The sequence below is a fragment of the Halodesulfovibrio marinisediminis DSM 17456 genome (genome assembly GCF_900129975.1).
Lineage (GTDB): Bacteria > Desulfobacterota > Desulfovibrionia > Desulfovibrionales > Desulfovibrionaceae > Halodesulfovibrio > Halodesulfovibrio marinisediminis.
Genome location: NZ_FSRG01000004.1, coordinates 129,740 through 151,610 on the forward strand (window position 1 = coordinate 129,740; position 21,871 = coordinate 151,610).

Here is a 21,871-nt window from a genome sequence, read left to right on the forward strand (position 1 = left end):
TCACTCTAAACAACATATAAAGCTCGAAATAAAAACCTGTCAGACCTTTTTAAGTCAAGCTTTTTTGCGATAGGAGAACCTATTTCCGCGAATACCGCGGGGTTACGACGTAGTTCTTTGAGCAAACACGCAAAAAAAGGGTATACTAGTTTTTCCTTAAAAAAACAGCAGGTAAGTACGGTGTGGCGAAAAGCGTCTGAAAATGAAAAAAAATCCACTTTTTTTAGTAAGCATGAAGTGAATAGTCGCTCAGTATATACAAGGACGTACTTCAATAATTCAATCTTCAATAATTACCATTTACGTAAACAGCTATTAAAAACAGGTGGGTACTGAGAGTTGTACTGTCTGCTGTGCGAATTTTAGTACAACATAAGTCGAAAAATAACAACTTTTCTATACAATTTGCGCCATCGTACTTTGATGAAAGTAAAATGTTGACTGAGCTATACTGTCATTTTCAAGTGCTAGACAGTAAAACTGGTGCAAAAACTGTTTAGTTGCACAATAAAAAACTGTCACTACAATGCTCGTAGTTTGTACGAAATGTGCATTTTTAATCTATTTTTGTGGAACTAAAGAGATAAAATGAGCTGAAAATGATGTAATTTGCAGAAAATGCCATAGATGAATAATGCTACAGAAAACGGATTGAAGGAGTGCTGGTAGGGGAAGATACTATTTTATACAATTCTGTCAGTTGAAATGAGGCGTTGATCAATTTGCATGCCTAATTGTGAATTATTTACTCCATGCAATGTCTCATTTAATCTTGTTGGCTTGTCGCAGAGAGTTGTCTATTCGGTTATGATAGAGACAATTTATTGGCTTAACTTTTTTTGCTAATTTGTGATGAAGCTGTATTTTAGATATAGGCGTGGGTTGGCTTCAGACGCCTCTTGCGGGAAGAGTCGATCAACTGTATCACTCAGGCACAATAAAGATATGAAATGCTCACAGCGCGCTACAATAATTCGCGTGGGCAAGGAGAATATATATGCAGTTTCCAGAACCAAGTATGGAAGGTCCAATTTCCGTTGAAACCGCGCTTGCAAACCGTCGTAGCGTTCGTGAGTTTGCAGATGAAGCATTGACTCCCGATTCCCTCGGGCAAATTTTATGGGCAACCTACGGTGTTAGTGAGGAAGGTCCATGGAACCGCCGTACTGTTCCGTCTGCTGGAGCAATGTATCCAATGGAACTTTACGTGGTGGCTGGTGACGTTGAAGGTCTTGAGCCCGGTGTGTATCGATACGATGCTTTGGGTCATTCTCTCGAAGAGGTTGAAGAAGGCGATTTGCGTGAGGAAGTTGCCGAAGTCTGTATTGAACAGGAGTGGATTGCTAAGGCGCCGGCAATTCTTGTCATTACTGCAGCGTTTGATCGAATTTCTCAAAAATATGGTGAGCGTGGCGTTGCCTACACCTTCTTTGAAGCAGGTCATATGGCGCAGAACTGTTACTTGCAGGCTGAAGCTCTCGGACTTGGCGTGACTGAAGTTGGCGCGTTCAAAGAGGAGCATCTGATGGACCTGCTTGAGCTGCCGCCAGAGCATAATCCAATGCTCGTGCTTCCAATAGGTTGGAAGTCTTACGATTAGTATTTGTATATTGTTAGGGAAATTTTTTTCCAGTGAGGCTGTGACGCTTTTTCATTTTTGCCTCCAGCGCTGTGATCTTCGTAGAAAAAGAAAAAGGGTGGAGTTTTTTCTCCACCCTTTTACTGTTTATTAACTATTTGTTACGTAAGTTGATGAGGTATAAGCCGTATGAGGTCATAGATGACGGGCTGTCCTCGCTAATAAAAGTTTTTGAGGATTTTTAAGAAACTTTTTTAAAACGGTAGCTGATCGCGAGGAGCGAGAGACTACAGATAGCGACAGCGTAGCAGGTTCTTAAAAAGCATCTTAGCGTTGAAGACGCTATTTTTCACTCCAAAGAGCGCGGTTGCCTTTTACTTTGAGACGTCCGAGACGGAGCCCCCTGAAGTACAGTCCAGTTTCTTTGCCTTTAATGTTTACCTGCATAGACTGACCGGTAAGCAAACGTTCGATTGGCTCGGTCTCTTCGATATTGATTCCGTTCCCGTCTTTGAATTTAGGCATAAGGGCGCGTAGACGCGGTGAAGGACGTACTTCGCCGCGAGCTATTTTGCCTATCGGGAAACCTCGCCATCGGAAGTTTTCCGTAAAGTTATCGAGGGCGTATTGTGGGAGGAAAAGGGCGTTTTCGCGAACCTGCGCGAGCTCCCCTTCTGGAAGTAAGTCTGCATCTACGCCTGGCATGCTGAGTGCACGGCGCGGCATGATGTCTGCTTTGAGGCCGGGGACGAATTCTTCAGGAGCTTCTGCGTCTTCAGGCTTTGTGAAGGCAGCAATGTAGAAGCCTTGCGCACCGGATTTTTCCGGATCAACGCGGAGTGTGCCTTCGCAGCCATCGAGGTATGGTTCTTCAAATGTGAAACCTTCCGGTGGGGTGATCGGCTGAAGTTTGAAGCCTACTTCCTCGGTTGCAAAGCGTACTTGTTCTTCGTTTTCCTGCACGTTAGTTGTACAGGTTGAGAAGACAACCTTGCCACCCGGAGCGAGAAGGCGAAATGCTTCTTGAAGCAGTTTGCGCTGAATTCCGATAAGTGGCTTAACTTTTTCGCCTTGCCACAGTTTAAGAACATTCGGGTTGCGTTCTACGGTCCCCCATCCGCTGCATGGTGGATCGAGCTGAATTTTTTTCCAGCCGCCGGATGGCAGCGGCAGGTTTTCGCCTGGGTAGGAGCATGTGGCTGTATGAAGCAAGTTCATTGTAAAGAGGTTCTGGCGCAACGTCGCAAGACGGTTTCTGCTGGGCTCGTTTCCCATGACAAAACCGTTAGGGCCAACTAATTGAGCCAGAAAACCTGTTTTACTGCCGGGACTCGCGCACATATCTAGCACGGCATCTCCGGCGTCAGGGTTCAGTACTACCGGAGGCAGCATTGAAGATCTGTCCTGAATGTAAATAAGACCGAAAAATGCGGCGAGGCTGGAACCAAGCGGTTTTGGTTCATGCGTAATTTTTCGGGACCATTCAGAAAATGGCTCTGGTTCAAAGTCGTAGCCTTGCGCTCGCAAAAGCTCTTCAACGAGTGGTCGCTCCTCAGGGGTACAAACAAGCCTGAAAGAACGGGATGAGGTTGTAACTGTCACAAAGTCTCCTGCTCAATCCAATTTATTTTAGAATTCTGCCTGCCGCTGTACCTTATGGTTGCTTCATCTATCAAGTGATATTATGGATGGGATGCTGACTGGGCGAAATGAGATTTTTTTGTAAAAGATTTTACAAAATTTCATACCCAACAAGTTAGATACAGTCATTGTTGCTTGTTTTTATGCTTCAATGAATTTTTAGGAAAGTCACTGGCAAACATGCTGTACGTTGCACCATAGCCAAGTCTTTCTGTTGTAACCTTGCGAATAAGCTGGATGAATGCGCTGTCCGGCAAGTACTTATTAAGGAGAACGTATGCAATCTGTTATGCGCACTGTGGTTTTAACAGTGCTTATGCTGATGTTAAGCATGTCTGTAGCGTTTGCAGAGGGGGCAAAAACTTTTGGGATTGTTCCATTTACTGTGAATGGACCTAAGACCTTTACCTATTTAGAGCGTGCGATTCCGCAAATGCTCAGCTCCCGTCTGTTTTGGAAAGATCATTTTATTCCTGTAGATGCAACCGCTCTGGATGGAATTGCTGCTCCTGCCAATACTGCCGATGCGCAGAAAGCACTTTCTGCTTCCGGCGCTGATTACCTTGTTTACGGTAGTGTAAACCTCATTGGTGATCAGGCCTCTCTGGATGTTCGTGTAGCAGATAAAGACGGAAACGTTTGGCCACGTTCTGCTTCCAGCTCTCTTAATGATATGATTCCGACCCTGCAGAATATTGCTGGTGCGATTAACACAGAAGTTTTTGATCGTCCTGATGCACGCGCTCAGGCTGTTGCAGACGCTAAGCAGCGTGTTAATCAGATGAACCCTGCAATTACAGTGAACCAGACATCTGCTAATCAGGAAGTATATCTGAACCCGCAGTTCCGTTACGCAGGCGCGAATGAATCCAACACCCGTCTTCGTTCAAACGCACTGCGTTTTGCTGCACATGGCATGGTTGTAGCTGATATTACTGGTGATAAGAAAAACGAAGTTGTTTTGTTAGATAAACACAATGTTCGCGTTTACAACTTCGATAAAAACACCCTTGTTCCTGTAACAGAAAAAAAAGTCTCAAGTCGCTATGATATGCTGACTGTTCGCGCTCTTGATATTGACCGTGATGGTGTGAACGAACTGATCATCAGCGGTATGGATAAAGATCAGGCAGCAACTACGTATTTTTACACTATGAAGGGCGGCCAACTCGTTGAGTTTGCCCCTAACGTGAAAATGCTTGTAAACGTTGTGCCGCTTCCTCCAAATTACTTGCCAACGATGATTGGTCAGAAAACTCGTAAGGGCGGCAGCGTTCTTACTCCAAAAGTTGAGGAACTCGCATATGTTAACGGTGAGGTTGTTCCTAGCCGTCGTGTAGCTGTTCCTAAGAAAGCAAACCTGTACAACTTTGCGTGGGTTCCTGACGAAGAAGGCGATAAAGTTGTAGTTCTTTTGCCAGATAGCGAAAAACTTGCAGTGTTCAACTCTAAGTTTGACCGTATGGTTGCTACTGATGTGCCTTACTCTGGTAGCACTATCAGCATTGAAAATGATGATACCATGCCTGGGCTTGGCAAAGATAAGCTTCTTATTCCTGCAAAATACTACATTCCAATGCCGTTTGTAGTTGAAGACCTTGATCACAACGGGAAATACGAAGTTCTGGTTAACAAGCCTATCTCTGTGGCTGCTCAGTTCTTCGACCGGTACCGTTTCTTCCCACAGGGTGAGATTCACTCCCTGCAGTGGGATGGTGTTGGCCTTGGTTTGCAGTGGAAAACTCGTCGTATCAAAGGTGGCGTAATGGCATACCAGATCGCAGACCTTAACAATGACGGCATCATGGACTTGGTTGTTGGTATTAACACCCACCCGGGTGCAACCGGCTTCGAAGCCCGTAAAACAATGGTGCTCGGCTACCCACTTGATCTTGGAAAAGTCGACCCTAGCACTGCTGCTGACAAAGGTTACTCAGAAGAACAATAAGCTTATAAAGCTAGTACAGCCCTCGTTGCCTCGGCAACGGGGGCTTTTTTTGTTCCTGCTTAATATTCCCCCCTCTTTGGCAAAGTCCTGCCTGTGCCGTTGAATGATCATATATAATGATAGACTTTTGTAGATTAAAAGAACTGAACAATAACTTCAGTGGTCTTTTATCAGCTTCTGTTGCCCAATGTGGGCAAAAGTTGCTGCCTGTTGACTAAAAAGGCTTTTAGTAGATTGTTATATTGCTATTCAAGCATCTTATCTATGTTTTGCACATGCTGTTCTTAAAGTGTGCATAAAATTGTCAATAAATAATTATTCTTGAGGGCTGTCAGTCTTGTAAAAATAGATGCAAAATTAAGCTCTTATGAAATGTAGTAAAGCTTTTGGTTTTTAAAAGTTTTGCACAGGGTGTCGGTAAGTTGTTCATAGAAATGTGCATAAATTTTTTAGCAGCTGTTTTTTAAAAAGTGATGCAGCACTTCTTTGATTTAGGAGGTGACATTGATTTTTTATTGCCTGGTCAGAGCACAAAAAAAGGGTGGAGTTCATAAACTCCACCCTTTTTTATTATAGGCATTAGGTAGTGAGGCGAAAGCCGCCAGAGGTAATATTAAGTGAGTATTTCAGGTGTTAAATAGCTTCTTCTACTTCGACAGGTTTAGTGCCAACATCGACAGGTGCGCTGTTGTAGCAGACGCGGTCGTCGTATTCCATCTGCTTACCTTTGTTCCATTGCGATACTGGTCGGTAGTAGCCGACTATACGTGTGTAGACTTCTGTATCAGCATTGCATGTCGGGCAGGAGAAGTGCTCGCCGGCAATGTACCCATGGTCCTTGCACACAGAGAAGGTCGGTGTGATTGAAATGTAAGGCAACTTTGTCATGGTGAACGCTTTGACGATGAATTTTTTCAGCGCTGCATGATCTGCTACAGCCTCGCCGAGGTATGTGTGGAACACGGTGCCACCAGTGAAGAGCGGCTGGAGCTGATCCTGATGTTCAAGGGCGGCAAAAACGTCGTCTGTTGCGCCTACTGGTAATGCTGTTGAGTTGGTGTAGTACGGTGTACCGTTACCGGATGCGACGATATCTGCGTAGAGCTTTTTGTCAGTGCGTGCGAGGCGGTAGCTAGTACCTTCTGCCGGTGTGGCTTCAAGGTTGTACAGGCTTCCTGTGTCTTCCTGATAGCGGGAGGTCAGTTCACGCAGGTGGTTGAGCACGCGCTGCATGAGGCGGACGCCGCCTTCAGTTTCAATACCTTTCCCGAGCAGATTGAGGCAGGCTTCGTGACCACCGACGAGGCCGATAGTTGAGAAGTGTGCCTTGAATCCATTTTTGAGGTATCGCGAAGACCATGGGAACATACCTCGTTCAAGGTTTTGTTGAATAAACTTACGCTTAAATTCCAAAGAGTCTTTAGCTAACTCTGCATATTCGGTAATGAGATCAAGGAAATCTTCTTCGTTCTGTGCAAGGTATGCGAGCTTTGGCAGGTTGAGTGTCACAACGCCGATAGAGCCTGTGAGGTCGCCAGCACCGAAAAGCCCACCGGTTTTTTTGCGAAGTTCGCGAAGATCCATTTGTAGACGACAACACATAGAACGAACATCTTCCGGATCGAGGTCAGAGTTGATGAAGTTCTGGAAGTACGGAACGCCATACTTGGCTGTAAGCTGCATGAGCAGGTCACCAATTTCTGTATCCCAAGGGAATTCTGTGGTGACGTTGTATGTAGGAATCGGGAACGAGAAGATGCGACCATGATGATCTCCTTGCAGCATGACCTCAAGGAATGCTTTGTTGATCATAGCCATTTCTTCAACGTACTCACCGTAGGTTGAATCTTGAAGAGCACCGCCGATGATAACTGCTTCTTTAGCAATGTGTTTTGGTGGCACAATGTCAAAGGTCAGGTTGGTAAACGGGCTTTGTCCGCCCCAGCGGGAGGTTGTGTTAAGGTTGAAAATAAATTTCTGCATGGCCTGACGTACTTGTTTGTACGAGAGACCGTCTTTTCTGATAAATGGGGCAAGGTAGGTGTCGACGTTGTTGAACGCCTGAGCGCCTGCCCATTCGTTCTGCAGTGTGCCGAGGAAGTTAACCATCTGACCAAGAACTGCGTCAAAATGGTGAGCTGGGCCGGCACTGGAACGGCCTTCAAGGTTGAATCCTTCGAGGAGTAGATCTCGAAGACTCCAGCCTGCGCAGTAGCCTGCAAGGCCGAAAGAAAGATCGTGAATGTGAAAATAGCCGTGTTCGTGCGCAAGACGCACTTCTTCCGGGTATTTTTCTAGCGCATATTTAGCCTGCAGTGTGCCGGAGAGATGCAGCATGAGCCCTTGGAATGAATGGGTCATGTTGGCGTTTTCATTTACACGCCAGTCTGCTTTATCCAGATAGTTATTGATGGTTTCCTTGATGTCCAGATACGCGGCCTTGTGTTCGCGTAACTGCCTGCGCTGCTCGCGGTAAATAATAAACCGTTTTGCAACGTGGTACAGGCTGGATTCCATTAAGACCTTCTCAATGGTGTCCTGTACCAATTCCTGCGGCGCGATTTCTTGTGCTCCGAGTTTTATTTCTACTTTTCGGGCAAGTCGTTTTGAAAGAAGCGGGTCTTTAACTCCGCTAGCTTTAAGTGCCTTGAGGATTGCATGTGCAATACGCTCAAGCGACCATGTCTCCAGACAGTTGTCGCGCTTCAGAATCTGCTTCGGCATGCTCTCTCCTTGGGGGAACGTATTCCTGATGCTTAAGCGTAAAGCCGCCCGGTAAGTAGCTCTCAGCTTCCTGAATATCTTCATCTGTCAGCACAGGCACTTTAGTAATGCGGAACAGGAACTTGTCAGGATACTGTTTTGCTAGTTCGAAAACTTGAGTAAGGTTTTCTTCTGCTTCTGCTGGGGATGTAGTACCACCGGTAAGCACAGGATATTTCTGGTAAGGGCCTTTGACATCTACCGCAAAGAGCTCAACGAGATTTTCGTCAAGCAGTTGTTTCAATACGTCCGGACGCATGCCGTTACTGTCCATTTTGACAGGCATGCCAAGCTTACGCAGGTCTTTTATAAGATCTGCAAGCCCCGGTGTAATGGTTGCTTCCCCCCCAGTAATGACGACACCGTCAATCCACCGTGAACGTTTTTTCAGGTATGCCTCAATCGTCTCTTGTGGAATGACATCCATAGTATCGCTATGCCATGCGAGATTAAAGTTATGGCAGGTCGGACAGTGCATATTGCAGCCACCTAAAAAGATGACGCTAGCATTCATACCGGGCCAGTCGCAAAGACTAACCGGTTCAAAACCAAAAACACGTGACCAAGCAGAAACCATACTGTAATCCTTAAAAGTGTGTGTCTTGATATGCAGGCGTATCGCTGCACATCTCTTAACTAACTAAAATAACAATACTAATGCGGCTAAAGAAGCTTTTTGAGTTACTCAGTCGCAAGAAGTAAATCATACTCATGCTGACAGTTTTTTAGCAATAGGGTTTTTCGAAATTGTTATATGGAACCGATTAGAAGTCAGACATCTCAACGGGTTTGCGCACAAAAAAAAAGTAATAACGGAGTGTCAAAATGAAACTTTAGGTTGTGGAAATGGTGTGAAAAAACAATGTGAAACATGTTATCTTGCCGTGAAACCATTGAGAATAGCTGAGTTAACGTTGTGTAATAAAAAACGCTCGCCTGAGAGGACGAGCGTTTTAATGACGAAAAAATGTTATCTGGCTGTAATGTTTATGCTAATTAGCCAAAACAGAACTCGATAGTAAATTCACCATGGTCAGTGGAAAATGGGACGGCGATAACGGGGCTGGATGTGACATGACTTATTGTATGATTATCGCCCATGATAACGGATGGTGTTGAACCTTCAAATTTATACCCCATTTCTGCGAGACCAGCACGTGCTTGTCCGGAGATCATGTTGCAGATTTCGCCGACAGCATCTTTTGTGTCTGAGACGATATCCTGTACGTCATCACCGAGCATATTACGAACAATGGTAATTGCGCATTTTTTCGTAAAAGTTACGGAGATACTTCCGCGTTTTTCACCTGTAATGCCAATGATGGCAGAGACATCACCACATGCAATATTATCTTTTTTTACAAACGGATTACCTGCAACAGGGCTGATCCCAGCCATTGTAGAAAGTACATTGCTTGTAGCGCTTATAAAAGGCTTAGCAAAGGTAATGTCAGAATTCATAACAGCTCCTATGGCAGTACCGCGGTACATTAATGAGTTTTTTAAGTTGAACGCGCCAGAAAAGACTCATTACGTATCGATAACTTCTGTTTTTCTAAAGCGAACATAAACAGATTGTTTTTGCAACAGTAACGTCTAAGGGGTGGCTCAATCCACTAAAGATAAGAAAAATATGATAGTTACAACGTTGTGACGTTCTACAGGAGAAGCCGGTTGTGGTAAAGTAAAAGATGTTTACATTTGTTATGTATCTGTGTTGCTTGGTAATTTTTGTGTGTAAAAAAGAGCACGGTCTGATTAAAGACAGTGCTCTTTTTTTGTTTTTATACAGAATATTATTCTTCGAAGAAGATGCAGGTCACTGGACATGTATCGATAGACTCTTCAACACAGTCATCTGTACAGTTTTCATCCACAACAATTGCTTTGTCACCATCCGCGCTCATCTGGAATGCTGCAGGGCAGAGCTCTACACAGGATTCACAGCCAATGCATTCATCTTCATCAATACGTAACTTTTTAGCCATATGATTCTCCCTTTAAGAGTTTTTTTCTCAGTGTACTTGTGATAGCACGCTTTGCCCTTCGCACAATGATATTTGACATTCAGTAGTATTCTACTATCGTGGCTCTGTATTTCAAAAACTGTTTTAAGGTGACTGTATGAAAGACGATTCAAAAGCTGCAAAAGAACATATTGCCCGTGCAAAAGCATATTTCCAGAGACATGATGTCCTGCGCGCAACCGCCTCTATCATTGCGTCACTGAGATTGGTCCTTGCGGGGAAGGTAACTGGAATTGACAGAATTACGGTTGACTCTGCGCTTAAAGAAGTGCTGCACAACATGAACAGAGTAACCGAAGTCAAAAAAATGTTTCCTCGTGGTATCATGTACATAAAAGGGCATGAAAAACTGGTTCATGACAGCCTTGTGAAGTTGTTCCTTGCGCTTAAGAAAGCTCAGGAATCAGAGTCGTATAGCGAGCAGTTGAAGCGTAAGCTTACGTTAGATAAAGCGTTAAATCGCGGAAGAAGATATCTTTCTGGAGGTAATCTTCAGGATGCGACAGAAGCATTTGAGGAAGCTAAGTCGCTGTATGTTGATGAACATAGCATGTTCCGTATGATCGGCGAGTGGTGTCTGGCGTGCAAGCAGCCTAAGATGGCTATTAAGTATTTAAAGAAAGCTGTTGCTGTAGACCCTGATACCCGGAAGGCAAAACGGATTTTGCTTGATGCTGTTACGGCTACAGGGGATAAAGTCGGTGCTGCCAAGTTAAAGGCACAGTTGCAGGGCGATTACTCCTAGTAACTGTATGGGTAATAAATTTTAAAGCGTATTGCATGTGCAGTGCGCTTTTTTTTTGTGTGTTTTCAGGGGGAGGTTGCCCGCCCCCTGAAACTGTGCAGACTAGAAGTCCAGCAATGCTGCAACTCGTGCAGGGTCAAGTGCATGCCCTGTCTGTCCTGCTGGCTGTTGACCGGTTTCGAGTGCGGTTACAGCATTGCCATAGGCAATGTTTGCCGTCTCAGTTTCACTACGGGATGGTTCCGCCATTGTCTGGACAGGTGCAGTTACTTGCTGATCCTGTACTTTCTGGCTGGTTGTTTTCATTAAGTTGTCGAGCTTGAAAGAAAAGGTGTCTTGGCCGACATTGCTGATAGGGGGCATAAATTGTCTCCTGCGGTAAAAATTTCTGCGTAATAAATATTAAGCAAAAAACGCGCCGAGTTAAGAAATATAAAGGGGATGAGTTGTCTTTACTCATCCCCTTTATGATCCTGCATCCTTATTCAGAATGTTGACACAAGAATAGCCGCAGGATGTTTTATCCCCCCAGGGTTGCTAGGCTTCTGTTTTTAATTTTTCAATGACGCTGCTGAGATTTTCGGCTTGAGCAACTAGCTGCTCTGTATTGGCAGCAGAGCTGTCTACAAGGGTTGAATTTTCTCGTGCAATGGCGTCAATCTCTTCTACATTTCTTGTAATTTCTTCTGATGCTGCAGATTGCTGCTCTGCTGCGGTTGCAATGGAACGAACTTGCTCTGCTGCAGATTCTGCTGCGAGTACGATTTCATGAAGTACTTCACCTGATTTTCCGGACAGGCTTTGGACAGCGTCAAACGCTTCAAGCGTCTCATCCATACCTTGTGAATTAAGCTTTGCGACATATTGAATGGTTTTAATGTTCTTGCTTACCTCTTGAGTTGCACTCATGGTTTTTTCTGCAAGCTTGCGTACTTCATCCGCAACAACGGCGAATCCTCGTCCAGCCTCACCAGCTCGTGCTGCTTCAATGGCTGCGTTGAGTGCCAGCAGGTTGGTCTGGTCTGCAATGTCGTTAATAACATTGATAATGTCACCAATAGATTCAGACTGGGCGTCAAGCGTCGTCATGTTGCCTTTGAGTTCTTCACTACGGGCATGAAGCTGAGTGATAGCTGCAACGGATTCGGTTATTACGTCTGCACCTTCTTGTGCCATGACTCGGGAGCGTTCGGTCTCCGAAGCCGCTTCACTTGCGTTGCGAGCGACTTCAAGAACTGTGGCGTTCATCTCTTCCATGGCGGTTGCTGCGTCGCTGATTCGGATCATCTGGGCGTTTGAACCTTGAAGAATGTTGGAGTTCTGATCAAACAACGCTCCCATTTCTTTGTTCATGCTACGGACTAAGCCTTCAAGCTGAGAGGCTGCGGTCAGGATGCCGTTTTTAGTTGCAATTTCGGCATGAGCCATAGCCTCTTCGGCCTGTTGTGCAGCCTGTCGTGCAATCTGTGCCTGTTCTTGGGCTTCAGCTCCTTTAGTTTCCATTTCCAGCTTGTCGTGCTTAAAAGTGGCAACCATTTGCGTCAGCGAACGTTGAAGGCTGGTTACTTCGTCTTGTCCGTCGACTGAGATAAGAACTTCCAGATTGCCGGAAGCTACTTTCTGTGCAGCATCCGTAGCGTGGGAAAGCGGACGAAGAATGCTTCGTGAGATCATGATGCATAGAGGGACGATGACAGCAAAGATAGCACAGAAAAGCATGATTCTATCGAGAAATGCCTTGTCAGTCATCGATGTGATGGTGTTGTTGATAGCTTCACCGCGTACTGCAATGCTATCAATGTAGACTCCTGTAGCGATAATATAGTCAGTGTTGCCAATAGTAGTTCCGTAGCTGATTTTAGGCTGTTTACCTATTCCCGGTTTATCGAAGATATATTCAACAAATCCCCCGCCTTTTTTTGCTTTCGCAACAAGTTCTTTGTTGAATTGGACGCCGTTAGTATCTCGTAAATCTATGACGTACTCGCCTACCCTTTGCGGATTAGGTGGAAATGCTACAAACTGACCATTTTGAAGAATGAAGAAGTAACCTGATGCATCTTTTTCGTGACGCAAGCCATTAATGGCATGTTGCAAGGCCTTATGCTGTTCTGATTCAGGCAACCCCTCTATTTCTTTTGCCAACAAGGAAGCCAGAGTGTTTGTTGCAAGCTTAATTGACTCCTGACGTCCCTCAAACATTTCTTTTTTAGCCGTTGTAACTGAATAATCTCGTATCTGCTGTGTGGTCATATAAAAAAGAAAGAACGCAACAACGATACATAGCATATTAATAAACAGCAGAGAAAAAATTCTAAGCTGAATGGTAAACTTGCGTAACATAAACCCCTCCATGATACGCGCCGTTTACAAACGGCCTGTTGAACATTTGAGCCCCAACTACAAGCTATTTCGCACTGCTAGTAGTAATGGTAATTAATAGCAGTTCAACTCTTTTGATCTCATCTGTTCAAAAGGTCAATAACTTTTTAAAATTTAAGCAAAAAATAAATAGTGCATTACTTCTTGAGATTGTTGCATGTTTTAACAAAGGTAGAGTTAAGATAGTTTGAGTTCGAACTTCGATCATAAAAAAACGCCGCTTCATGTGAAGCGGCGTTTTGTTTTGTTGAAAGGGGCTAGCATTGTGATGTGGCTATAAGAAGCCAGCCTGTGGCAATTATGACTGTTCCTGCGATAACGGAAAAGGAGGTATGAAGAAAGGCTGCAGCTGTGGAGCTCTTGCCTGCAACATGCATTAACATACTTCTGGAATGAATGCTGATAATACCAAAAAGCGATGTGGTGATTCCCATGCCTAAGGTAAAAAAGAAAGCCCCAAGTAGCCCTGTAGTGAGTAGGTCCAGACTTAAAGCAAAGGACAGAAGTAGGGCAACACCCGGACAAGGAACAAGGCCGGAAATAACAGAAACGGTGATGATTCCTTTGTTGTCAGCTTCTTTTCGAGCATTAGCTTTCTTGCGGTTGCGTGAAAAAGCCTCATACAGCGCATGCAGAAGAATAAAAATGCCAAGCCCGACAATGAGATAGTAGCTCGTCATTTTTAAAGGTTCACTGGCAGAAGAAAGCGCACGACTTCCTTTAAGATTCAACAGGAAATAGGCTCCAAGCACAACTACAATGGCAGAAATCGTGTGTACTGCCGTGAGTAGATGCCCCATAACCACTCCCTTAAGCAGGGTACCTTTTCTGCCAAGGAAGTATGAGAATACAATGGATTTTCCGTGTCCTGGTCCAAGAGCATGGATGATGCCGTATAAGAAGGAGAATAGCATGAATGCCCAGAACGCTTTGCCGCTGGGGTGTTTTTTTATTTCACGACCAAGAGAGGTCATTTTAGATCGCATGGTGCGTTGGGCAAGGTTCACTTTGCGCAATACTTTTGAATAGTGCAATGCAAAGTATCCGGCCTCGTGCTGTTGTTGTACTGTTTGCTCAACAGTCTTGGCAGTGCCGGAACTTGTTTGTCCTGTAAACGGGTTAGCGTAGGCGGCTGTGGCCAGAACCAGCATGAGTAGGATGGTGATACAAATTTTGCGCATGACTAAAACTCAAAAGTTACGGCTGTAGGAATAATTTGTCCCTGAAAGAATGCCAGTTCCGGTGCATCATCAATGAAGATCTTCAAGTCTTGCTTGCCCTTAACGCTGACAGCCTCAAGTGCTGTGTAGAAGTCTGTGTAGTAGGAAGGATCAAAAATGGCGATCTGCACTTCCTGAGCCTTATCTTTTTTAGTGAGGGCAACAGGAATACTCATGCTGTATTTAAGTGTCTTGTTTTCGAATGTTGCGACGAAATTATTGACTGTTTTAATCGGGATTACTTGTCCGTTGAGTAACACATGGACATAAAAACTGTGCTCAGCAAGGTAGCTTTCAATATCTGGGCGTTGCTTGTTCCATTCTGCTTTAGTCAATGCGCCGTCTGCATTGGTGTCGAGATCAATTAGGAACATATCGCTGGACATATCGTCGAAAGTCCAAACCATATCGATTGATTGCAGAGAGTCTCCCTCAAAGTGAAGTGTAAGCGAACTGTCGATAAAAACATGTGGATGCGCTTGAGCAATTTTCGGAACAAGCATTGTACTGAAAAGGCAAAGGGCAATAAGCAGGGATAAGGCAGTTCTCATATTATGACCGTATGTAAGAAGGTGGATTATTGTCGATAGGGGACAATCTTGGTTTTCAGCCGTTTTTGGGTCTATGCTCGCTTCGTATAGCAATGGGCTGCTATGAAAAAAAGCATTTTCTAGTTGACATTGAAAATCGTTTTCAATTAAACGAAGGTTAACGAAGAGGCCGGAATACTTTTTTGGAGGCGTTATGTGCGCAACGTTAGTAGGCGGAATGGATAGACTTAAACGCGAATATATTAATACAGCAAAGACCCGTGGTGTGAAGTTGAAGGTGTTTACAGGAAAGGAGAACTCCATAGCAGACAAAATGGGAGCTCCTGATATGGTTATCCTGTTTACCAACAAGGTTTCACACGCCGCCCGTCGGGAAGTTGTGCAATACGCAAAGGCTAAAGATATTCCGGTTCATATGGCTCATTCCTGCGGTGTTTCAACACTTAAGCAGGTTTTACGATAAAAGGGGGATTACTATGTGTGCTGCAAAAGAAATTGGTGCAATGAACAAGGCTGGTATGGCTGCGATGGCTGAAGGTAATTACATGAATGCCGAATTTATGATGCACCAGGCTATTCGAAGAGCAGAGCGTCTTGGAGTAGATACCTACACAGCAAAGCTCAAAAACAACTTCGGCATTATCTTAAATGTACAGGGTAAGAAACAAGAAGCTGCCGTTTTCTTTGACGATGCGCTTGCTACGATTACCCGAACCATTGGAACAGATAACAAGCTATACCGTACTATTGAAGCAAACCTGCACGACGCACAAGCGGGGCAGGCCTAAATAAATTTCCTGAGGCAATTTTGCACAACGTATCGATTTTTTTAGACACCGCGTTTGTCTCAGTGTATAATATTTACAAAAGGATTGCCGTAAGGCCATGAATTAACCTTTCTCCTCCTCACAGACATATGACATATGGACAAAGTTCGAAAAGACGATAGCACGCGCTATCGTCTTTTTGTTTGACTGGGTAACATTGCTTTTATGCACAACTGCTTTTCGTTAGCATAGGAAAAAAGGGATGCTTTATTACGTAAGGCACCTCCTTTTTTATTGTTCAAGTCAGCGAGGTAAAGCCGCGTGAGAAGTTTATCAACGGACGTTATTCGTTCCTTAAGCGGTCAGAGGAAAACCCCTTAGAGACACAAAAAGAACCAATAGAAAAAGGGCGACATATTATGTCGCCCTTTTGAATAGCTTGTAGACTGTGAAGCTTATCTACTGAACTTTACCCGCCCTTTGCCGAGCAGGTCGTGCATATGCACGATGCCGCAAAGAGTGCCGTCTTCTTCAACGACTGGCAGAACGGTAATGGCTTTTTCTTCCATAAAGTCGAGAAGTTCGGCTACGGAAGAACCTTTTTTCGCTCTGTAAGGATCCTTAATCATAATCTGTGAAGATGGCTGATCCATGTCGAGTGAACCTTTACAGATAAGTCGGCGAAGGTCGCCGTCTGTCAGGATGCCTGTGAGGCAGCCTTTATCATCGGTAAACACGACAACCCCGAGATGTCCTTTGTCCATAACTGCTAATGCTTCGGAAAGCTTGGTTTCCTGTTTTACCACAGGATCGGAATCACGAAGTATGAGCGTGTCAATGGACATTGTCAGACGCTGACCGAGTGCTCCACCCGGATGGTAGCGTTTAAAGTCTGCCGCGGTGAACGCTTTTGCTTCGATAAGGCAAGCTGCAAGGGCATCGCCAACAGCGAGGGTTGCAGTTGTTGAGCTTGTCGGAGCAAGGTCAAGCGGGCAGGCTTCTTTAGGCACACCGGTATTGATGGTGATGTCTGAAAGACGTGCCATTGTGGAGTCGATGCCGCCTGTTAAGGAGATCACGGACGCTCCAAGGGAGCGCATTGCCGGAAGTACTGCGTTCAGTTCGTCAGTTTCTCCGGAGTTGGATATGGACACCACAACGTCTTCTTTACGGATCATGCCGAGGTCGCCGTGGGCGCCTTCAACAGGATGCAGATAGAAAGACGCAGTCCCTGTGGAAGACAGGGTTGCTGCAAGCTTGCGTCCGACAAGGCCGGATTTACCAAGACCGGTGATGATAACGCGGCCTTTGCATTCTGCAAGCAGTTCGACAGCGCTCACAAAGGATTCGCCAAGATTGCTTTTAACAGTTTCCAGACCTTCAATTTCGATCTGGAGAGCTTGGCGTCCTTTTGCCAGCCAGTCGCCAGCAGGTGTGCAGGTACACTTATTCATTATTCATTAAGCTCCAGCGTGTCTGCAGCTAGCAGCTGCATGACCCGCAATTGCTGCCCGGACAAGGGATTGCGTAATCCCCGTTAAAGCAAGCAAGACAGTAATCATCAGGACTTGAAACCGATTTGAGCAGACCTTCGATAGAAAGGTAGTGAAGGCTGTCCAGACCGATGTATTTTTCAATCTCTTTAACAGAGTTATTGGCAGCAATGAGTTCTCCTTTGGAGGAGAAGTTGATGCCGTAGAAACATGGGAACTTGATTGGCGGGCAACTCACTCGGAAGTGAATTTCCTTTGCTCCAAGTTCTCGTAGTTTCTTAACACGGGAGCGAATTGTGGTACCGCGAACAACGGAGTCGTCTACGATAACAATACGCTTATCTTTAATCAGGCTTTTTACAGGGTTGATTTTAACACGGGTGCTAAAATCACGCATATCCTGTGAAGGCTGAATGAAGGTTCGACCTACGTAGTGGTTTCGAATCATCGCATGCTCGTATGGTAAACCGGATTCCTGTGCGTAGCCCACAGCACAGTAAATACCGGAATCGGGGAACGGCATGACGAAATCAGCATCCACATGTGACTCCAGCGCAAGCTGATGTCCCATTTCTTTTCGACAGGTATACACGTTTTCGCCAAAGACAAGAGAGTCTGGGCGGGAGAAGTAGATAAGCTCAAAAATGCAATGGCGTTTTTTCTCGACATGTACGTCCATTTTGTAGGACTCCAAGGAGTTGCCATCCATTACGATCATTTCTCCCGGCTCAACATTACGCACAAGCTCTGCTTCAAGCAGGTCGAATGCGCATGTCTCAGATGCGATTACGTGAGAATCTCCGAGACGTCCGAGTACTAAAGGACGAATTCCGAGCGGGTCGCGTACTGCAATAAGCTTATTGTTAGCCATAAGCAAAAGGGAGTACGACCCCTGGGCTTCTTTGCATGCAGCAAGCACCGCTTCTTCAAGCGGTTTTGTGCGCAAATGTTTAACTATCAGATGCACAATGACTTCACTGTCGATTGTGGTCTGAAAAATGGAGCCGCTCTCTTCAAGTTTAGCGCGCAGTTCCATTGTGTTTACAAGGTTCCCGTTGTGCGCAATGGCAAGCTGCAGGTCTTTGTACTGAACCATAAATGGCTGAGCGTTTCTCAGACGTGAACCACCGGTAGTTGAGTACCGGATATGTCCCATACTGATATCGCCCTTCAGTTCTCTGCTGAGGTGCTCTTCATTAAACACGTCGGGAACAAGTCCCATGCCACGTTCTTCACGAAGCTTAGTGCCGTCCCATGTTACGATACCGGCACTTTCCTGTCCTCTATGCTGCTGAGCATATAGACCAAAGTACGTAAGGCGGGCTGCCTCTTCGTGATTATAGATCCCGAACACACCACAATATTCACGTTTCATGGCATCCCTTCCAGCCTTTTATGGAGAATTATTCTCCAGCGTAGTATTCCTGCAGGCTCTGAACATTCAGTCCGCAGTTTCTCTGTTCTGCTATAGCCTTAGATATAGCACGAGCTCCGGAAACTGTTGTGGAGTATGGTACTCCGTATACCAGTGCAGCCTGTCTGATTGACTTGGAGTCCTGCACGGTACGTTTACCAGAAGCCGTGTTCAAGAGGAGAGCTACTTCACCATTCTTAATAAAGTCAACTATGTTTGGTCGACCTTCGTACACTTTTGCAACTCTTGTCGCCGGAATTCCGTTTTCTATGAACAGCTTAGCGGAACCTGAAGTTGCCAGTACTTCGAATCCGAGGTCAACAAAACGCTTCGCAACATCCAGAATGTACGCCTTGTCGCCATCATTAACTGAGATGAAGACTTTACCTTCCTGAGGCAGAACCTGTCCGGTTGCAACCTGTCCTTTCATAAAGGCTTCTTCTACTGTTTTTGCAATACCCATTACTTCACCTGTTGAGCGCATTTCAGGCCCAAGCAGGATGTCAACGCCAGGGAAGCGGGAGAATGGGAATACGGATTCTTTAACAGATACGTAGCCGTGTTTGCGCATGGACCAAGGATCAAGGTCAGCAAGTTTTTCGCCGAGCATTACCTGAGTAGCCAGACGTGGCAACGGTACGCCGGTTGCTTTAGATACAAACGGTGCAGTTCGGGAGGCTCGAGGGTTAACTTCAAGAACGTAGATCTGATTGTCTTTTACCGCAAACTGGATGTTCATAAGACCGATAACGCGAAGCTCTTTAGCGAGTTCGATTGTCTGTCTGCGAATTTCACCTACGATTTCTGCAGGCAAGGTGTGCGGAGGAAGAACACAAGCGGAGTCGCCGGAGTGGATACCAGCTTCTTCAATGTGCTCCATGATGCCGGCAACGTATACTTCATCGCCGTCACAGATAGCATCTACGTCAACTTCTGTTGCGTTTTCGAGGAACTTGTCCAGAAGGATTGGGTGCTCGAGGTTCGCTGGAACGTATTTATCGAAGTAGGTAGCAAGCTGTTCTTCATCGAAAACAATTTCCATTGCGCGTCCGCCAAGTACGTAGGAAGGACGAACAACCAGCGGGTAGGTGATTTTTCTAGCCGCTTTGCGCGCTTCGCTCAGGGACATAACAGTCGCGTTTGCAGGCTGCATCAGGTCAAGTTTGTTGATGAGTGCCTGGAAACGTTCGCGGTCTTCTGCACGGTCAATAGAGTCCGGATGGGTACCGAGGATTGGTACACCGGCACGTAATAACGGTACAGCAAGGTTCAGCGGGGTCTGGCCGCCGAACTGAATGATAACTCCGTCCGGTTTTTCCATTTCTACGATGTTCATAACATCTTCAAAAGTGAGCGGCTCAAAGTAGAGGCGGTCAGATGTATCGTAGTCAGTAGAAACTGTTTCAGGGTTAGAGTTAACCATGATGGACTGAACGTCCATGTCGCGCAGTGCGAAGGATGCATGACAGCAGCAGTAGTCAAACTCGATGCCCTGACCGATACGGTTAGGACCACCGCCGAGGATGATTACTTTTTTCTTGTCCGCAACTTCAATCTCTTTACCAGTTTCGTAGGTAGAGTAGTAGTACGGGGTGTATGCTTCAAATTCGGAAGCACAGGTGTCTACAAGGTAGTACACTGGCTCGAGTCCGAGTTCTTTACGCAGCTGACGGATTGCTGTTTCCGGCTGCTTCCACATTTCAGCAAGCTGACGGTCAGAGAAACCGTACTCTTTTGCACGTTTCATGAGTGCGCTGAGCTCTTCGTTTCCAGGAGCAAGAGAGTTTGCAAGACCAAAGTCTTTAATCTCTTCTTCCATGGAAATGATGTCCTTAAGCTGGTGGAGGAACCATGGATCGATGTGGGTGATTTCGTGCAGTTCTTCAATGGTCATACCAAGGAGGAACGCATGGCGCAGGGCGAAAACACGCTTGGAGTTCGGTGTGCGCAGCAGACCCATGATGTCTTCCAGTTCAGGAAGCTTGCCACGGTAGTCGCTGCCGAATCCAGCAACACCAACTTCAAGAGAGCGCATACCTTTCTGGAAGGATTCTTTGAAGGTACGTCCGATGGACATAGCTTCACCAACGCTCTTCATAGCGGTGTTCAGTTCGTCCTGTGCGCCAGGGAATTTTTCAAATGTAAAGCGAGGCAGCTTGGTTACACAGTAGTCAATGGTTGGTTCGAAAGAAGCCATTGTCTCACGGGTAATGTCGTTAGGGATTTCATCAAGGGTGTATCCCACAGCAAGCTTTGCCGCAATTTTAGCAATAGGGAAGCCGGTTGCTTTAGAAGCAAGGGCAGAAGAACGGGAAACACGCGGGTTCATTTCGATAACCACGAGGTCGCCGTTTTTAGGGTTCACACCAAACTGTACGTTTGAACCACCAGTTTCAACACCAATTTCACGCATAATGGCGATAGAGGCGTCACGCATTTTCTGGTATTCGACGTCAGTAAGTGTCTGTGCTGGTGCTACTGTGATGGAGTCACCGGTGTGTACGCCCATTGGGTCAAAGTTTTCAATGGAACAAATGATAACGCAGTTGTCTGCTTTATCGCGCATAACTTCCATTTCGTACTCTTTCCAGCCGATGATGGACTGTTCAAGGAGTAACTCTGACTGAATAGACGCTGCAAGACCCTGTGAGGCAATAGTCTCAAGGTCTTCCATGTTGTAAGCAATACCGCCGCCTTTACCACCCATGGTAAATGCAGGACGGATAATAATCGGGAAGCTCATTTCTTCGCCGATGCGACGCACGTCGTCCATGCTTCTAGCAATGTCAGAAGCAGGTACGCTGAGGCCGATGTTTGCCATTGCTTCACGGAAGAGCTCACGGCTTTCCGCTTTTTCAATAACTGACTTAGTTGCCCCGATAAGTTCAACGCCACACTCTTCAAGCACGCCAGTCTCTGCCACTGCAAGCGCAGTGTTCAAGCCGGTCTGACCGCCAAGTGTGGGCAGAAGAGCACAAGGTCGCTCTTTTCGAATAATCTCAGCAACCGTTGCAGGTTCAATTGGCTCAATGTACGTCCGGTCGGCAAGTTCAGGGTCGGTCATAATTGTAGCTGGGTTGGAGTTAACCAACACAACTTCGTACCCTTCTTCTTTCAAGGCTTTAACAGCCTGAGTTCCGGAGTAATCAAACTCACAAGCCTGACCAATAACAATTGGTCCGGAGCCAATAACCATGATGCGCTTTAAATCTGTCCTTTTTGGCATGGTGGCAAAAATCTCTGGTTGTAAAGGTTGCACCTTCTCGGTGAAGACAGAAAATACTGTCGGGCATAAAAATAGCGGGAAGTGCCCCGCATGATTAATGACGTAAGAGTCCGAG

General features: G+C 45.7%; 17 protein-coding genes. 5 read left to right on the forward strand and 12 right to left on the reverse strand.

Features of this window, described 5'->3' with window-relative positions:
• Positions 1–997: 997 nt before the first annotated feature.
• Entirely contained in the window at positions 998–1,600 is a 603-nt protein-coding gene (locus tag BUR09_RS05175; RefSeq protein WP_074215894.1) for a SagB/ThcOx family dehydrogenase, read from the forward strand.
• Positions 1,601–1,921: 321 nt separating this feature from the next.
• On the opposite strand, the gene BUR09_RS05180 is transcribed toward BUR09_RS05175, so the two are convergent.
• On the reverse strand, positions 1,922–3,181 hold the full coding sequence (locus BUR09_RS05180; protein ID WP_074215895.1) for an RsmB/NOP family class I SAM-dependent RNA methyltransferase: 1,260 nt from the start codon (positions 3,179–3,181) through the stop codon (positions 1,922–1,924).
• Positions 3,182–3,497: 316 nt separating this feature from the next.
• On the opposite strand from BUR09_RS05180, the gene BUR09_RS05185 reads away from it, so the two are divergent.
• Positions 3,498–5,168 carry an FG-GAP repeat domain-containing protein gene (locus BUR09_RS05185; protein ID WP_074215896.1) on the forward strand — a complete coding sequence of 557 codons (1,671 nt, stop codon included), beginning with the start codon at positions 3,498–3,500 and terminating at the stop codon, positions 5,166–5,168.
• Between the two features lie 633 nt (positions 5,169–5,801).
• Here BUR09_RS05185 and BUR09_RS05190 read toward each other — a convergent pair.
• From BUR09_RS05190 to BUR09_RS05205, 4 genes are all read right to left on the reverse strand, one after another.
• On the reverse strand, positions 5,802–7,892 hold the full coding sequence (locus tag BUR09_RS05190; protein ID WP_074215897.1) for a ribonucleoside triphosphate reductase: 2,091 nt from the start codon (positions 7,890–7,892) through the stop codon (positions 5,802–5,804).
• Entirely contained in the window at positions 7,840–8,508 is a 669-nt protein-coding gene (locus tag BUR09_RS05195) for an anaerobic ribonucleoside-triphosphate reductase activating protein (protein ID WP_074215898.1), read from the reverse strand. The genes BUR09_RS05190 and BUR09_RS05195 overlap by 53 nt, the downstream gene beginning before the upstream one ends.
• Positions 8,509–8,927: 419 nt before the next feature.
• Positions 8,928–9,392, reverse strand: a complete 465-nt coding sequence (locus tag BUR09_RS05200; protein ID WP_074215899.1) for a chemotaxis protein CheX — start codon at positions 9,390–9,392, stop codon at positions 8,928–8,930.
• 335 nt (positions 9,393–9,727) lie between these two features.
• A complete protein-coding gene (locus tag BUR09_RS05205) occupies positions 9,728–9,919 on the reverse strand; it encodes a ferredoxin (RefSeq protein ID WP_074215900.1) in 192 nt (63 codons plus the stop codon).
• Positions 9,920–10,055: 136 nt separating this feature from the next.
• Here BUR09_RS05205 and BUR09_RS05210 point away from each other — a divergent pair, with 136 nt between their 5' ends.
• The gene (locus tag BUR09_RS05210) at positions 10,056–10,703 is read left to right on the forward strand and encodes a tetratricopeptide repeat protein (RefSeq protein ID WP_074215901.1); all 648 of its coding nucleotides are present in this window, start codon (positions 10,056–10,058) and stop codon (positions 10,701–10,703) included.
• Positions 10,704–10,805: 102 nt separating this feature from the next.
• Here BUR09_RS05210 and BUR09_RS05215 read toward each other — a convergent pair whose 3' ends face one another.
• The 4 genes from BUR09_RS05215 to BUR09_RS05230 all read right to left on the reverse strand — a co-directional run bounded on the left by BUR09_RS05215 (position 10,806) and on the right by BUR09_RS05230 (position 14,856).
• Positions 10,806–11,066, reverse strand: coding sequence for a hypothetical protein (locus BUR09_RS05215; protein WP_074215902.1), 261 nt, complete (start codon positions 11,064–11,066; stop codon positions 10,806–10,808).
• A 174-nt stretch (positions 11,067–11,240) separates the two neighbouring features.
• Positions 11,241–13,046, reverse strand: a complete 1,806-nt coding sequence (locus BUR09_RS05220) for a methyl-accepting chemotaxis protein (protein WP_074215903.1) — start codon at positions 13,044–13,046, stop codon at positions 11,241–11,243.
• Between the two features lie 296 nt (positions 13,047–13,342).
• Positions 13,343–14,266 (reverse strand): nickel/cobalt transporter, encoded by a 924-nt coding sequence (locus tag BUR09_RS05225; protein WP_074215904.1) that lies wholly within the window; start codon positions 14,264–14,266, stop codon positions 13,343–13,345.
• 2 nt (positions 14,267–14,268) lie between these two features.
• A complete protein-coding gene (locus tag BUR09_RS05230) occupies positions 14,269–14,856 on the reverse strand; it encodes a DUF1007 family protein (protein WP_074215905.1) in 588 nt (195 codons plus the stop codon).
• Positions 14,857–15,049: 193 nt separating this feature from the next.
• Between BUR09_RS05230 and BUR09_RS05235 the strand changes: the two genes are divergently transcribed.
• Positions 15,050–15,319 (forward strand): DUF2325 domain-containing protein, encoded by a 270-nt coding sequence (locus BUR09_RS05235; RefSeq protein WP_074215906.1) that lies wholly within the window; start codon positions 15,050–15,052, stop codon positions 15,317–15,319.
• A 13-nt stretch (positions 15,320–15,332) separates the two neighbouring features.
• A complete protein-coding gene (locus BUR09_RS05240) occupies positions 15,333–15,644 on the forward strand; it encodes a tetratricopeptide repeat protein (protein WP_074215907.1) in 312 nt (103 codons plus the stop codon).
• 434 nt (positions 15,645–16,078) lie between these two features.
• Here the strand turns inward: BUR09_RS05240 and BUR09_RS05245 are convergent, their stop codons facing one another.
• The 3 genes from BUR09_RS05245 to carB are packed head-to-tail and all read right to left on the reverse strand — an operon-like array spanning position 16,079 to position 21,756.
• Positions 16,079–17,077 (reverse strand): KpsF/GutQ family sugar-phosphate isomerase, encoded by a 999-nt coding sequence (locus BUR09_RS05245; RefSeq protein ID WP_074215908.1) that lies wholly within the window; start codon positions 17,075–17,077, stop codon positions 16,079–16,081.
• 28 nt (positions 17,078–17,105) lie between these two features.
• A complete protein-coding gene (gene purF / locus BUR09_RS05250; RefSeq protein WP_074215909.1) occupies positions 17,106–18,491 on the reverse strand; it encodes an amidophosphoribosyltransferase in 1,386 nt (461 codons plus the stop codon).
• A gap of 28 nt (positions 18,492–18,519) precedes the next feature.
• Positions 18,520–21,756 carry a carbamoyl-phosphate synthase large subunit gene (carB, locus tag BUR09_RS05255; protein ID WP_074215910.1) on the reverse strand — a complete coding sequence of 1,079 codons (3,237 nt, stop codon included), beginning with the start codon at positions 21,754–21,756 and terminating at the stop codon, positions 18,520–18,522.
• Between the last annotated feature and the right edge of the window lie 115 nt (positions 21,757–21,871).

Bases quoted from the DNA above. Each gene is read 5' to 3' on its own strand.
- BUR09_RS05200 (WP_074215899.1), bottom strand. From the start codon at position 9,392: ATGAATTCTGACATTACCTTTGCTAAGCCTTTTATAAGCGCTACAAGC.
- purF (WP_074215909.1), bottom strand. From the start codon at position 18,491: ATGAAACGTGAATATTGTGGTGTGTTCGGGATCTATAATCACGAAGAG.
- BUR09_RS05230 (WP_074215905.1), bottom strand. From the start codon at position 14,856: ATGAGAACTGCCTTATCCCTGCTTATTGCCCTTTGCCTTTTCAGTACA.
- BUR09_RS05190 (WP_074215897.1), bottom strand. From the start codon at position 7,892: ATGCCGAAGCAGATTCTGAAGCGCGACAACTGTCTGGAGACATGGTCG.
- BUR09_RS05195 (WP_074215898.1), bottom strand. From the start codon at position 8,508: ATGGTTTCTGCTTGGTCACGTGTTTTTGGTTTTGAACCGGTTAGTCTT.
- BUR09_RS05245 (WP_074215908.1), bottom strand. From the start codon at position 17,077: ATGAATAAGTGTACCTGCACACCTGCTGGCGACTGGCTGGCAAAAGGA.
- BUR09_RS05215 (WP_074215902.1), bottom strand. From the start codon at position 11,066: ATGCCCCCTATCAGCAATGTCGGCCAAGACACCTTTTCTTTCAAGCTC.
- BUR09_RS05175 (WP_074215894.1), top strand. From the start codon at position 998: ATGCAGTTTCCAGAACCAAGTATGGAAGGTCCAATTTCCGTTGAAACC.
- BUR09_RS05210 (WP_074215901.1), top strand. From the start codon at position 10,056: ATGAAAGACGATTCAAAAGCTGCAAAAGAACATATTGCCCGTGCAAAA.
- BUR09_RS05240 (WP_074215907.1), top strand. From the start codon at position 15,333: ATGTGTGCTGCAAAAGAAATTGGTGCAATGAACAAGGCTGGTATGGCT.
- BUR09_RS05220 (WP_074215903.1), bottom strand. From the start codon at position 13,046: ATGTTACGCAAGTTTACCATTCAGCTTAGAATTTTTTCTCTGCTGTTT.
- carB (WP_074215910.1), bottom strand. From the start codon at position 21,756: ATGCCAAAAAGGACAGATTTAAAGCGCATCATGGTTATTGGCTCCGGA.
- BUR09_RS05225 (WP_074215904.1), bottom strand. From the start codon at position 14,266: ATGCGCAAAATTTGTATCACCATCCTACTCATGCTGGTTCTGGCCACA.
- BUR09_RS05185 (WP_074215896.1), top strand. From the start codon at position 3,498: ATGCAATCTGTTATGCGCACTGTGGTTTTAACAGTGCTTATGCTGATG.
- BUR09_RS05205 (WP_074215900.1), bottom strand. From the start codon at position 9,919: ATGGCTAAAAAGTTACGTATTGATGAAGATGAATGCATTGGCTGTGAA.
- BUR09_RS05235 (WP_074215906.1), top strand. From the start codon at position 15,050: ATGTGCGCAACGTTAGTAGGCGGAATGGATAGACTTAAACGCGAATAT.